The organism is Novosphingobium sp. AP12 (genome assembly GCF_000281975.1).
Classification (GTDB): Bacteria; Pseudomonadota; Alphaproteobacteria; order Sphingomonadales; family Sphingomonadaceae; genus Novosphingobium.
The window spans coordinates 1-12,420 of the sequence record NZ_AKKE01000078.1 but is presented as its reverse complement, the minus strand read 5'-3'; the positions used below and the strand labels follow the sequence as shown (position 1 = coordinate 12,420).

Sequence of the window (12,420 nt, the reverse complement as noted above, 5' to 3'; positions counted from 1 at the left end):
CGGGCCCCCGCCTGTCGATCCCGGCGCTTGACGAGGACGCCTCGCCCAACCTCATCCACATCCGCAACTTCCATCCCAGCGACGACCATTACGGCGCCGGCTGCCTCTGCGCCGCCGACGAGGCGATCGCCACGCACAACGCCGCCTCCACCTGGAACCGCCAGCTGCTCGAGAACGCGGCGCGGCCCTCCGGCGCCCTCGTTTACGAGAACGGCGACGGCGTCGGCCTGACCGGCGACCAGTTCGACCGGCTCAAGACCGAGCTGACCACCGCCTATTCGGGCATGGCCAACGCCGGGCGCCCGATGCTGCTGGAAGGCGGGCTGAAATGGCAGGCGATGGCGATGACGCCCGCCGACATGGATTTCGCCACCCTCAAGGCCGCCGCCGCGCGCGACGTCGCGCTCGCCTTCGGGGTGCCGCCGATGCTGCTCGGGCTGCCGGGCGACGCGACATACAACAACTACCGCGAGGCCAACCGCGCGCTGTGGCGCCTGACGCTGCTGCCGCTCGCTTCCAAGATCCTTGCCGCCATCGGCGAGGGCCTGGCGCCCTGGTTCCCGGACCCGGCGCTGGCGATCGACCTCGACCGAGTGCCCGCGCTTGCCGAGGACCGCGAGCGCCTGTGGGCGCAGGTAAGCGCAGCCGACTTCCTCGACGCGGACGAGAAGCGCGCCCTGCTGGGCCTGCCCGACCGGATGGATAACAAGGAGAACAAATCATGAACTCCAACGACATGCTGGCGGGCCTGCTTGCCCAGGCTGCCTCGCAAACCGGCGATCTCGTCACCCTGCGCGCCATCGTCGAGGAAGCCAGCGAGCTGGGCGCGCGCCGCATGCTCGCTCGCATCGGCCTCGACGACGAGACTGCACCGCAGGACATGGGCGAGCTGCGCGAACTGCTCCGCGCCTGGCGCGATGCCAAGTCGAGCGCCCGGTCGGCCGTGGTGGGCTGGGCGGTGCGCGGGGCGCTCGCCCTGCTGATGCTCGGCATCGCGGTGCGCCTGGGCGCCACGGGGCTGCTGCGATGAGCGCGCCGGCACCCTTGCGCTTCGCCGGCTACGCCGCCCTGTTCGGCAAGCCCGACGCCTGCCGCGACGTCATCCGCCCCGGCGCCTTCGCCCGCACCCTGGCCGAGCGCGGCGACCCGATCCCGCTGTTCTGGCAGCACCGCGCCGACCTTCGCATCGGCTGGGTCGAGACCGTCGCCGAGGACGCGCGCGGCCTTCGTGTCGTCGCGGTGATCGACAACCCCTTCGGCGCGGCGGGCCTGGCCCTCAAGCGCGGCACCGTCACCGGCCTGTCGTTCGGATACCGCGCCCGGTCCAGCCGCCGCACCGAGGCGGGCCGCGAACTGCTCGACGTCGACCTCTTCGAAGTCAGCCTCGTCACCCACCCGATGCAGCACGGCTCGCGGGTCCACCTCATCGCCTGACCGTGTTGGCGCCCCCTTCTCTCCACCCTGTTCCCCACCAACGAAAGGTGAATGCCCCATGGAATCCACTCTCCCCGTCGAGGCGCTGGACGCCTCGTTCGATCTGGTCACCCGCCAGGATGCCACCGAAGCCGCCGTCGAGGCGCTTCGCGGCGACGTCGACGACGTCAAGGCGCGGCTCGACCGCGTCGGCCGTGCCGCCGTCCGCCCGCTGATCGAGGGTGCGCCGGTCAGCAGCAGCCTCGAGGTCAAGAGCTTCGTTCAGGGTTACCTCCGCTCGGGCCGCGAGACCGAGCTGAAGTCGCTCTCCGGCGCGGTCTCGGCGGACGGCGGCTTTGCCGTCCCGCGTGAGATCGATGCGCTGATCTCGGCGCGCCTCAAGAACATCAGCCCGATCCGCTCGATCGCGCAGGTCGTCCAGACCGGCACGGCGGGCTACCGCAAGCTGGTGACCACCGGCGGCACCGCGTCCGGCTGGGTCAGCGAGACCACTGCGCGCCCCGAAACCGCCACGCCCAGCTTCGCCGAGATCGCCCCGCCCTCGGGCGAGCTCTACGCCAACCCGGCCGCAAGCCAGGCCATGCTCGACGACGCTGCGTTCGACGTCCAGTCCTGGCTGGCGAACGAGATCGCGATGGAGTTCGCCCGGGCCGAGGGCGCGGCCTTCGTCAGCGGCTCCGGCACCAACCAGCCGCGCGGTTTCCTGAACACTCCCACCAGCACGGCGCTGGATTCGGCGCGTACCTTCGGCACGCTGCAGCACCTCGTCTCGGGCAACGCGACCGGCTTCGACGTCTCGCCCGAGCTGAAGCTGATCGACCTCGTCCACTCGCTCAAGGCGGGCCACCGCCAGGGCGCCAGCTGGGTGATGAACTCGAAGACGCTCGCGGTGGTGCGCAAGCTCAAGGCCTCGGACGGCTCGTTCCTGTGGCAGCCGGGCCTGATGGAAGGCCAGCCCAACCGTCTGCTCGGCTACCCCGTGGTCGAGGCCGAGGACATGCCGGACCTCGCCGCCGGCACGCTGCCGATCGCCTTCGGCAACTTCCGCGCCGGCTACCTGATCGCCGAACGCTCGGCGACGTCGATCCTGCGCGATCCGTTCACCAACAAGCCCTTCGTCCACTTCTACGCGACCAAGCGGATCGGCGGGCAGGTGCTCGATTCCGACGCGATCAAGCTGCTCAAGATCTCGACCTGACCCCAGCCGGTCGAGGCCCGCGCCGCCGTTCCCCTTGCGGCGGCGCGGGCAACCTTTCCCACCGTCGCCCCGCCCAGCCGGGGCGGCGCGTGGGCCTCTTCCCAACTTTTCGGAGATACCCATGAACCGGGTCATCCTTACGCCGGCCGTCCTGCCGTCATCGGCGCTCGCCGAGCTCAAGCAGTGGCTCGGCATCACCACCGCCATCGACGACGCGCCGCTCGCCAGCCTCCTCGCCACCGCGCTCGACACTTGCGAGGCATTCATCGGCGCCATGCCTCTGGAGGCTGCGTGCGAAGAGGTGATCGACGCCCAGGGCTGTTGGCAAAAGCTGGCGACACGCCCGGTACAGGCGATTGCTGCGGTGGACACCCTCGCCGCCGACGGCACCCGCACCGCGCTTGCCCCCGCTAGCTGGGAGGCCGACCTCGACGCCGACGGCGCCGGCAAACTGCGACTGCCGGGAACCGTCGCCCGCGTCGCGGTGCGGTTCACCGCCGGTCTCGCCGCAGACTGGGACGCGCTGCCCGAATCGCTGCGCCACGGCGTCGTCCGCCTCGCCGCCCACCAGCACCGCGAGCGGGAGAGCGGCGGCGCCGGGCCGCTTCCCCCCGCATCGGTTGCGGCGCTGTGGCGTCCCTGGCGCCGGCTGCGCCTCGCATGATCCGGGCCGAGATCGCCTTCGGTGCCCTTGCCGAACGGCTCGCCGCCCGCGCCGGCAAACTGGCCGTCGCCCGCACCGCCGACCGCGTGCTGGCCTCCCACAAGGACGAGAGCCGCTGGCGCCGCCCCGGCCTCGTATGGCCGCTTTTCGCGAAAGGATAAGTCATGGAACTGCCGCTGCGCGCCGCCCTGATCGCCTGGCTCGCCGCCGATCCTGTGCTCGCCTCAGGGCTCAACGCTGTGGTCGAGGAAGCGCCGTCGAGCACCAGCCTGCCGTGGCTCGCCATCGCCTCCAGCGCCAGCACCGACTGGAGCTGCAAGACCGCGCCGGGCCGCGAGGTGCGCGTCGCTCTCGAACTCCACTGCCGGGGAGACCGGCCCGACACCGCCGCCGACCTCGTCGCCGCGATCGAGGCGCGGGTGGAGAGCCTGCCGCGCACGCAGGGTCCGCTCCAGGTCGCCGCGATCCAGTTCCTGCGCGCCCGCGCCGAGCAGCGGGGCGAGAGCCGCCGCGCGATCCTGCTCGAATACCGCTTCCGCCTGATGGCGGCCTGACCCTTCGCCCCTCGCCAGATCCCAACCAAGGAGCTCGAACCATGACCGCCCAGAAAGGCAGCGCCTTCCTCCTCAAGATTTCCGGCGGCGGCACGCCCGCCACCTACCAGACCGTCGCCGGGCTGCGCACCACGCAGATGTCGGTGACCGGCGACGCCGTGGTCGTCACCTCCAAGGACAGCGGCGGCTGGCGCGAGCTGCTGTCGGGGGCTGGCGTGCGCTCGGTCTCGGTGAGCGCGGCGGGCATCTTCCTCGGCAGCACGGCCGAGGCGAAAGTGCGCGCCAACGCCATGGCCGGCACGCTCGACGACTACGAGCTGAGCTTCGAGGACGGCGAGAAGCTGCGCGGGAAATTCCTCGTCCAGCGGCTCGACTATGCCGGCGATTTCAACGGCGAGCGCAACTACACGCTCCAGCTCGAAAGCTCGGGCCAGGTCCTGCCGGCATGATCCTCGCCAACCCCCTGCGCGGCGAGGCCAGCCTGCCGATCGCGGGCACCCCCCGCCTGCTGCGGCCCAGCTTCACCGCGCTGGTCGCTGCAGAGGAGGAACTCGGCCCCCTGTTCGCTCTGGTCGAGCGTGCCGGATCGGGCGGGTTGAAGCTGACCGAGATGGCAGCGCTGTTCTGGCACTGCCTCGCCGATAGCGACGATCTCACCCGCGAGGCGGTGGGGGAAGCGGTCGTCGCGCAGGGCCTTGCCGCCTGCGCCGCCCCCTTGCGCACCCTGCTCGCGCAGATCCTGAAAGGTGCGCCTTGAGCCGGTTTGCCCCGACCGCCCTCGCGCTGTGCGGTCTGGCCGCCCGATCGCTGGGCTGGCGTCCGCACGAATTCTGGGCCGCGACACCCGCCGAACTCGCCACCTCACTGGGCCTGCTGGCGCCCGGAGCCGCCGACCCCGGCCTCGACCGGCAGGCCTTGAAGCGCCTGATGGAGCACGACAATGGACGATGAAATCGACAGCCTGCTGGTGGAAGTGCGCGCCAGCACCGATGGCTTCACGCGCGATATCGCGCAGATGCGCGGCGCGGTGGACGGGGACCTCGTCTCCGGCTTCACCCGCGCCGGCGACGCGCTGGAACGTGGACTTTCCGGCGCGATCCGCAAGGGCAATCTCGGCTTCGACGACCTGAAGCGCACCGCCTCGTCCGCGCTCGACGCGATCGCCGGGCAGGCCGCGCAGGCGTTGGCCTCCGCGGTGCTGGGCGGCGGGAGCGGCGCCGCGGGCGGGCTGGACCTGTCCGGGCTGTTCTCCAGCGTTCTCGGCCTGCCGGGCCGCGCCACCGGCGGCAATGTCTCGCCCGGACGCGGCTATGTCGTGGGCGAGCGCGGGCCGGAGCTGTTCGTGCCAACCTCCGCCGGGCGCATCGAGACCGGCGGCGGATCGGCATCACGCGACGTGCGCGTGGCGATCAACGTCACCTCCCCGCGCGGCGCCAGCATGCCGCAGTCGCTGCAACGCTCCTCGCGCCAGGTCGCGAGCGCGGTGCGCCGCGCGCTGACGTACTGAGGGGACAGACCATGGCATTCTGGCTCGCAAGCCGTCGCGAAGGTCAGGCCAGCGACTGGATCATGCGCTTCGACCCGCGCTTCTGGACCGTCAACTTCCCGCGCCCGATGGTGGCGACGGTGGTGTCGACCGGCCCCGATTCCCTGCGCGTCGAAGCCTCGTTCCTGCGCAAGGCGGACCTCGGCGGGCTGATCTGGGAGAGCGAGGACCGGCTCGATCACCCGCTCCTCGCCTACCGCACCGACCGCGACTATTCGCATACCTCGCTGCGCTTCCGCTGGCGCTCCTCCGGCATCGTCCCGCTCGACGCCGTCAACGGTCCGACGCTGACGATCGAGGGCAAGGACCAGTCGGGCGCGGCCCGGACGTGGTACGTGCGGCTCTGGAACTACGCGGAAGGGTCGGGCGAGGATGCCGTGATCGGCCTCGACTTCGCGAAGCTCGACGGCGGCTTCTCACTCTCCGACGCCGACCGCGTCTGGCCCGGCGCGATCGAGCGGATGTTCATCTCCTTCGCCCCGCCCGGCTACGACGGTGCCAGTGCGTCCCCCCTTACCGCTGAGGCAGAGGGCTGGATCGAGATGAGCGACATAACCACCGACGGCGCCCGCGCGATGCTCGAGATCGGCGACGTCATGGTGCCCGTGAACGGCCTCGCCATCGCCACCGGCTACGACGACCAGTGCGTGCAGACGCCTGCACGCCTGCTGCGCAATGTGCGCCAGCTCGGCTATCGCGGATCGGTCGTCCACTACCTGGGCATGAGCCATTACTTCCGGCTCGCGGGAGACGCCGGCGCATTCCTGGCCGGGGCTTCCGGCGATCCCCTCAACACTCCGACCCGCGCCTGGCACCGCGCCTTCTTCGCCGAATGCGTGGCACAAGGTTTCAGCCCGGTCGCTTCGCTGTCCTACGAACTGCTCGACCAGAACTGCCCGTCCGCATGGAAGCAGCGCGACCTCGACGGCAACCCCGCGCTCACCGGTTGGGATCCGCCCTCGACGCTCCTCTCACCCGCGAACGGCGAAGCGATGGCGTGGCTGCAGTCGGTCGCGGGCGAGTTCGCGGCGCTCATGGCCGAGGTCGGCGCGCCCGTCCGCTTCCAGGTGGGCGAGCCGTGGTGGTGGACCTTCGGCGATGGGCGGATCTGCCTCTATGATCCGGCCGCCGCCGCAGCCTTCGGGGGATCGCCCGTCGCCATCCCCGACATGCGCACGCCGATGAACGCGGCGCAGAAGGCCCTGCTCGACCAGGCCGGCGCATTGCTGGCGCACTCCACCGCCGATCTCGTTTCCGCCGTCCGTGCCGCCGCTGCCCCGGCGCCGGTGGAGGCGCTTGCGCTGGTCTTCACCCCCACCCTGCTCGCGCCGGACATGCCGGAACTGAAGCGCGCCAACCTGCCGCTAGGCTGGGCCGCGCCCGCGTTCGACCGCTTGCAGGTCGAGGATTACGACTGGCTCACCGCCGGCGCGGATGGCCTCAGGCGCGCAGCCCACGCCGAAATCGACGCCCGCCTCGGCTACCCGGCGCACGAGCAGGACTATCTCGCCGGCTTCGTCCTTGCGCCCGAGCAACGCGACCAGTGGCGCCGCATCGACGCGGGCATCGACGAGGTGCGCGCCCGCACCCCCCACGAGATCGTCGTGTGGGCGCTGCCGCAAGTCGCGCGCGACGGATACGTGCGCCTCCCTGACCGACCAGGAGCTGACCCCATGCAGGCCTTCGACGACGTGCTCTACCCCCTCGCCCTCGGCCGCGATGCGACCGTTGTTCCCGAATTCTCGACCAGCGTGTCGGTCACCGCCTCCGGCTTCGAGCGCCGCAACAGCCTGTGGTCGAACGCGCGCCTGCGCTTCGACGTAGGTCCCGGCGTCCGCTCGGAGGCGGAACTGGGTGAACTCATCGCCTTCTACCGCGCCCGCCGCGGCCCGGCGCGGGGCTTCCGCCTGCGCGATCCGAGCGACTTCAGCTCCAACGCCATGACCGGCGCGCCCACGCCGCTGGACCAGCACATCGGCACCGGCGATGGCCTGCGCGCCGACTTCCCCTTGGTGAAGCGATATGGCGACGGCGACGACGCCCAGCTGCGCCGGATCACCCGGCCCGATCTGGCGACGATACGTGTTTCGATCGATGGCGCACAGCAGGTCGGGAACTGGACCCCGGGCGGTGGCGGCACGATCGTCTTCGACGAGGCGCCCGAGGCAGGCGCGGTGGTCCGCGCAGGCTTCCTGTTCGACGTGCCGGTCCGCTTTGCCGAGGACCGGCTCGAAGTCTCCGGCTCCGCCTTCGCTGCGGGAGAGGCGCCGAGCGTGCCCATCGTCGAAATCCGGGAGGCGTCATGACAAGGACCTGGTTCGCCGAGCCGCTCGAGACCATCGCAACGTTCTGGCGCATCCTGCGCCGCGACGGCGTGACGCTCGGCCTCACTGCGCACGACCGCGACATCTGGATCGACGGCGTGCTCCACCGGGCCTCGCCGGGCATGGTGCCCAGCTCGATCCGCAAGTCCGCCGACCTCGATCCCGACAGTGCCGAAGTGCGCGGTGCCATCACGCACGAGGCGATCGATGGCGACGACCTTGCCGCCGGCCGCTTCGACGGAGCGCAGGTCCGTATCGGGCTGGTCGATTGGGAAACCGGCGAGCGCGAAATGCTCTACGCCGGCACGATAGGCACGGTCACCGAGGAAGACGGGGCGTTCTCCGCCGAACTCGTGTCTCGCAAGGCCGAGCTTTGGCGAGATCCCGTACCGCGCACGAGCCCTGCCTGCCGCGCCGCCTTCTGCGGACCGGGGTGCAACCTCAACCCACTGAAGTTCACGCGCGAGGTGCGTCTCGCCGCCATCGACACGGCAACCAACGCCGTGATCTTCGAGGGCGCCCCCGAAGCGGCACTGCACGCAGGCGGGACCCTTCGGTGGCTCGGCGGTCCGCAGGCAGGCATGACCGGATGTGTGATGGGACCGGGCGATACCGGCGGCCTCGTCCTCGACATCCCGGTCGACGAGACGATCCCCATCGGCACTCGCGCGGTCCTGCGCGAAGGATGCGACCATACGCTCGGCACCTGCGCGAGCCGGTTCCGCAATGCGGTGAACTTCCGGGGCGAGCCGTTTCTGCCAGGCAACGACATGCTGACCCGCTATCCCGGCCCGGCGTCATGACCGGCAAGGAACTGGCCGCGCGCGCGCGCGGATTGGTCGGCGCGCCGTTCCGGCTCCACGGCCGTGATCCGCATAGCGGGCTGGACTGCGTAGGTGTGCTTGCCTCCGCGATAGGTCGCCCCGATGCGCTTCCCAACGGTTATGCCCTGCGGATGCGCCAGATGCCCGGTGTCTCGGGGGTTGTCGAAGCGCTTGGCCTGCATCCGACGTGCGGTGCGATCCTGCCCGGGGACATTCTGATGCTTCGGCCGTCGCATTGCCAGTTCCACCTCGCCATCGCGATCGACGCTGGCTCGGTAGTCCATGCCCACGCCGGTCTGCGCAAGGTGGTCCTCGGTCCTTTGCCGACGGAATGGCCCATCGCCGCGCACTGGCGCCTGAAATCCCAATCCCCCGATCGATGAGGAACTGACATGGCGACCCTCGTATTCAGCAGCCTCGGCACGATGCTTGGCGGTCCCGTCGGCGGCGCCATCGGCTCGCTGGTCGGCCGGCAGGTAGATACCGCCTTGTTCGGCCCTTCCCGCCGGCAAGGCCCGCGGCTGAAGGAACTGGCAGTGACCACTTCGACCTACGGGCAGGTGATCCCCCGGCACTTCGGCCGCATGCGCGTGGCCGGCTCGGTCATCTGGGCGACCGACCTGGTCGAACACAGTGAAGCGCAGGGCGGCGGCAAGGGAGCGCCCGCGCTCACCACCTACAGCTACACCGCCAACTTCGCCGTCGCCCTCGCCAGCCGCCCGATCCTGGGCATCGGGCGCATCTGGGCCGACGGCAAGCTGCTGCGCGGCGAGGCGGAAGATCTAAAGGTCTCGGGCACGATGCGCATCCACACTGGGGCCGGCGACCAGCCGCCCGATCCGCTGATCGCTGCAGCCGAAAGCACGGAACGCTGCCCGGCCTATCGCGGCCTCGCCTACGTCGTCTTCGAGAACCTCGACCTTTCCGAATTCTACAACCGCATCCCCTCGCTGACCTTCGAGGTGATCGCCGACGAGAGCCTCGACCTCCAGGCCGTCATCGGCGAAGTGGTGAACGATATCGACGCTTCGTTGCCGCTGCCGGGCATGGCCGGCTATACCAGCGAAGGCCCGCCCGCCGGCGACATCGAAACCCTGGCCCAGGTTGCCCCGGTCGAGATCGACGCATCAGGGGAAACGCTAGTCATAGCGCGCGCGCGCCGGCAGGACGCTGCCGTCGCCCTCGCCGAACCGGCGGTCGCCGTGGGGGACGACGAGTTCGGCGCTGCCTCGGGGTTTACCCGCCACCGCGCACCCGCTTCCAGCCAGCCGCCGGCGATCCTTCGGTACTATGACCTCGACCGGGACTATCAGGCGAGCGTGCAGCGCGCGAGCGGCCGCCCCTCGCCAGGCGAACCCGGCACGATCGACCTTCCCGCAGCGCTCGATGCCGCGACCGCGCGCGCACTCATCGAAAGCACCGCGCGGCGCATCGACTGGACCCGCGACCGCATTTCCTGGCGGATCAGCGAACTGGACCCGGCCGTCGGCCCCGGCGCGCTGGTCAAGCTGCCGGGCATTGCCGGTCTGTGGCGGGTGCGCGAATGGGAGTGGCGCGAAAGCGGCATCGAACTCGCCCTTGAGCGCGCCCTTCCTGCTGGTGCAGATGTTCCGCCCGCTCTCGGCGCGGACGCCGGACGAGGCAACGCGCCCACCGATGGGCTCGCGGGTCAGACGCGGCTCGTGGCATTCGAACTGCCCTTCGACGGCACGACAGGCACACCCGACAGTCCTCGCTGCTTCGCCGCCGTCTCGGGCGACAACGCAAACTGGCGCGGCGCGGCGCTCCATGCCGATCGGGGCGACGGACAACTGCTGCCGCTCGGTCCCAGCGGCCGCGCCCGGGCGGTCATCGGCACTGTCCACTCCGTCCTGCGCACCGCCAACCCGTTATTCCTGGACCGCGCGTCCGAACTGACCGTCTCGCTGATCGATCCGGCCATGCAACTTCCCTCGATCGATACGGGGCAACTCGCGCTGGGCGCCAATCTTGCGCTTGTTGGGGAGGAAATCATTCAGTTCCTCCACGCGATTTCGATGGGCGGGGGCAACTGGCGCCTGAGCGGACTGCTGCGCGGGCGCGGCGGGACCGAAAATGCCATCGGTTCCCACCATGCCGACGAAGATTTCGTCCTGCTGGGCGCGGGCCTCGTTCCGCTGGACACGATGACGCTGGGTTCGGACCCCGGCCGGCGCGTGGTCGCGCTGGGACGAGGCGACGACGAGCCCGTCGAAACCGCTGTCCTACTGGATGGTATTACCTTGCGTCCGCTTTCTCCCGTCCATCCGCGCCGGACGATCTCGAACGACGGCTCCTGGATGCTGTCATGGACCCGCCGCGCACGCGGGAAATGGCCATGGCGCGACGGCATTGATGTGCCGCTCACGGAGCAGGCGGAGAGCTACCTGGTCACGGCTGGCCAGGTCGATGCGCCGCTGGCGAGTTGGACGACCCCTTCGCCCGGCCTCGAGATAACCGCAGCGATTCGGGACGAACTGACGGCACTTGCCCCAGCCATCCCCATCCATGTCCGCCAGCAGGGCACTCACGCGCTTTCGCCGCCCCTGCTGCTTTGCACTCTTCCCTGACCCGGCCACAGGAGCTCCCCATGCCCGATCCGTTGACCTACACCAGCGCCACACCCCGCTTTGCCCTGCCGCTGCTCCACGCCGGGCAGGCGCAGAAGGAAGTCTTCGTGAATGAAGCCTTCGCACTCGCTGACACATTGCTTCACTGCTCCGTGAAGGGCCAAGCGGCAGCACCTCCGGGAAATTCCTTAGAAGGTGATGCGTGGGTCGTCTCGACCGATGCCACCGGCTCGTGGGCGGGGCACCAAGACGAAATCGCATTCCGCCGAGACGACGCCTGGATTTTCGTGGCGCCGCAGAACGGCATGCGCGTTTTCGACCTATCTGCAGGCTGCGAGATGCTTTTTTTCGGTTTCTGGAGAAAAGCTTTGCTTCAGTTGGAACCACTTGGAGGGACGAGTGTTGATGGGGAGGCTCGAGCCGCGATCAATGATCTGGTTTCGGCTCTTAAAGCCTTGGGTATCCTCCCATCGGCGTAACGGGTGCAAAAACAGGTGTTCTTAGGGGTGGCAGAGATTTCGGACATCGAGGTCGCAAGCGGCACCCAAGCCCTCGAAATCGCGACATTCTTGCAACAGTCAGGCTCAATGTGCGCTTGCACACGGATTGCCGAGGGGTTAGACACTCTCGCACTCGGTGGCTCCAAATCTCTCTGTAGGGGAAACGTATGAGGAAACTCGTCATTGGTCTGGCACTGGCTTCGACAGCCATTGCCACGCCCGCGTTCGCACGCGACGATTCATGGTATCTTGAAGGCAACTTCGGCGGAATGATCGTCGAAGACGCAGATGTTGACGTCAATGGCGTGAACAATGCCGACACGATCGACTTCAACAAGGGCTTCGACGGCGGCGCCGTTCTTGGCTACGACTTCGGTCCGTTCCGTCTTGAAACCGAAGCCAGCTATCGCCAGGCTTCGATCAAGAACTCTGGCGGCGCTGATGCCAGCAACCTGTCGTTCATGGTCAATGGCCTGCTCGACTTCGGTCCCGACGACGGCCTTCAGGGCTTTGTCGGCGGTGGCGCCGGCGTGGGTCGCGTTCACGCTGACGTGATCGACGATTCGGACACCGGCTTCGCCTGGCAGGCGATCGCGGGTATCCGCGCTCCGCTCAGCTCGCACTGGGACGTGGGTCTTAAGTACCGCTTCATGAACGTCGACAACGTCGACCTCGTGGGGCCGGCCGGCGACAGCATCAGCACCCGCTGGCGCTCGCACTCGCTGCTCGGTACGCTGGCGTACAACTTCGGCGAACCGGCAGCTCCGCCGCCGCCCCCGCCGCCGCCC

The 12,420-nt window shown here is 69.4% G+C and carries 17 protein-coding genes; all 17 read left to right on the top strand.

The window, feature by feature from the left end; genetic code table 11:
* Window positions 1-725, top strand: a 725-nt coding sequence (locus tag PMI02_RS13345; protein ID WP_007683480.1) for a phage portal protein, incomplete at its 5' end; no start/stop codon positions are given.
* The gene (locus PMI02_RS13340) at window positions 722-1,030 is read left to right on the top strand and encodes a DUF6127 family protein (RefSeq protein ID WP_007683479.1); all 309 of its coding nucleotides are present in this window, start codon (window positions 722-724) and stop codon (window positions 1,028-1,030) included. The genes PMI02_RS13345 and PMI02_RS13340, both read left to right, overlap by 4 nt.
* Window positions 1,027-1,434, top strand: a complete 408-nt coding sequence (locus PMI02_RS13335; protein ID WP_007683478.1) for an HK97 family phage prohead protease — start codon at window positions 1,027-1,029, stop codon at window positions 1,432-1,434. The genes PMI02_RS13340 and PMI02_RS13335 overlap by 4 nt, the downstream gene beginning before the upstream one ends.
* Window positions 1,435-1,492: 58 nt before the next feature.
* A complete protein-coding gene (locus PMI02_RS13330) occupies window positions 1,493-2,632 on the top strand; it encodes a phage major capsid protein (RefSeq protein ID WP_007683477.1) in 1,140 nt (379 codons plus the stop codon).
* 121 nt (window positions 2,633-2,753) lie between these two features.
* Window positions 2,754-3,296 (top strand): hypothetical protein, encoded by a 543-nt coding sequence (locus PMI02_RS13325; RefSeq protein ID WP_007683475.1) that lies wholly within the window; start codon window positions 2,754-2,756, stop codon window positions 3,294-3,296.
* Window positions 3,293-3,457 (top strand): hypothetical protein, encoded by a 165-nt coding sequence (locus PMI02_RS27140; protein ID WP_007683473.1) that lies wholly within the window; start codon window positions 3,293-3,295, stop codon window positions 3,455-3,457. The genes PMI02_RS13325 and PMI02_RS27140 overlap by 4 nt, the downstream gene beginning before the upstream one ends.
* Window positions 3,458-3,460: 3 nt before the next feature.
* The gene (locus tag PMI02_RS13320) at window positions 3,461-3,850 is read left to right on the top strand and encodes a DUF3168 domain-containing protein (RefSeq protein ID WP_007683472.1); all 390 of its coding nucleotides are present in this window, start codon (window positions 3,461-3,463) and stop codon (window positions 3,848-3,850) included.
* A gap of 41 nt (window positions 3,851-3,891) precedes the next feature.
* On the top strand, window positions 3,892-4,299 hold the full coding sequence (locus tag PMI02_RS13315) for a phage major tail protein, TP901-1 family (protein WP_007683470.1): 408 nt from the start codon (window positions 3,892-3,894) through the stop codon (window positions 4,297-4,299).
* On the top strand, window positions 4,296-4,607 hold the full coding sequence (locus PMI02_RS13310; protein ID WP_007683469.1) for a gene transfer agent family protein: 312 nt from the start codon (window positions 4,296-4,298) through the stop codon (window positions 4,605-4,607). Before PMI02_RS13315 ends, PMI02_RS13310 begins: the two co-directional genes overlap by 4 nt.
* Window positions 4,604-4,801: a phage tail assembly chaperone gene (locus PMI02_RS13305; RefSeq protein ID WP_007683468.1), complete on the top strand. Its 198-nt coding sequence runs from the start codon at window positions 4,604-4,606 to the stop codon at window positions 4,799-4,801. Before PMI02_RS13310 ends, PMI02_RS13305 begins: the two co-directional genes overlap by 4 nt.
* Complete coding sequence (locus PMI02_RS13300) at window positions 4,791-5,357, top strand: hypothetical protein (RefSeq protein WP_007683467.1); 567 nt, start codon at window positions 4,791-4,793, stop codon at window positions 5,355-5,357. The genes PMI02_RS13305 and PMI02_RS13300 overlap by 11 nt, the downstream gene beginning before the upstream one ends.
* Before the next feature lie 11 nt (window positions 5,358-5,368).
* Complete coding sequence (locus PMI02_RS13295; RefSeq protein ID WP_007683465.1) at window positions 5,369-7,702, top strand: DUF2460 domain-containing protein; 2,334 nt, start codon at window positions 5,369-5,371, stop codon at window positions 7,700-7,702.
* Complete coding sequence (locus tag PMI02_RS13290; RefSeq protein WP_007683463.1) at window positions 7,699-8,523, top strand: DUF2163 domain-containing protein; 825 nt, start codon at window positions 7,699-7,701, stop codon at window positions 8,521-8,523. Before PMI02_RS13295 ends, PMI02_RS13290 begins: the two co-directional genes overlap by 4 nt.
* A complete protein-coding gene (locus PMI02_RS13285) occupies window positions 8,520-8,927 on the top strand; it encodes a hypothetical protein (RefSeq protein WP_007683461.1) in 408 nt (135 codons plus the stop codon). Before PMI02_RS13290 ends, PMI02_RS13285 begins: the two co-directional genes overlap by 4 nt.
* A 9-nt stretch (window positions 8,928-8,936) precedes the next feature.
* The gene (locus PMI02_RS13280) at window positions 8,937-11,132 is read left to right on the top strand and encodes a phage tail protein (RefSeq protein WP_007683459.1); all 2,196 of its coding nucleotides are present in this window, start codon (window positions 8,937-8,939) and stop codon (window positions 11,130-11,132) included.
* Window positions 11,133-11,152: 20 nt separating this feature from the next.
* Entirely contained in the window at window positions 11,153-11,611 is a 459-nt protein-coding gene (locus tag PMI02_RS13275; RefSeq protein WP_007683457.1) for a DUF2793 domain-containing protein, read from the top strand.
* Window positions 11,612-11,799: 188 nt separating this feature from the next.
* Window positions 11,800-12,420 (top strand): outer membrane protein (locus tag PMI02_RS13270; protein WP_007683456.1); only part of this gene is annotated, 621 nt, incomplete at its 3' end.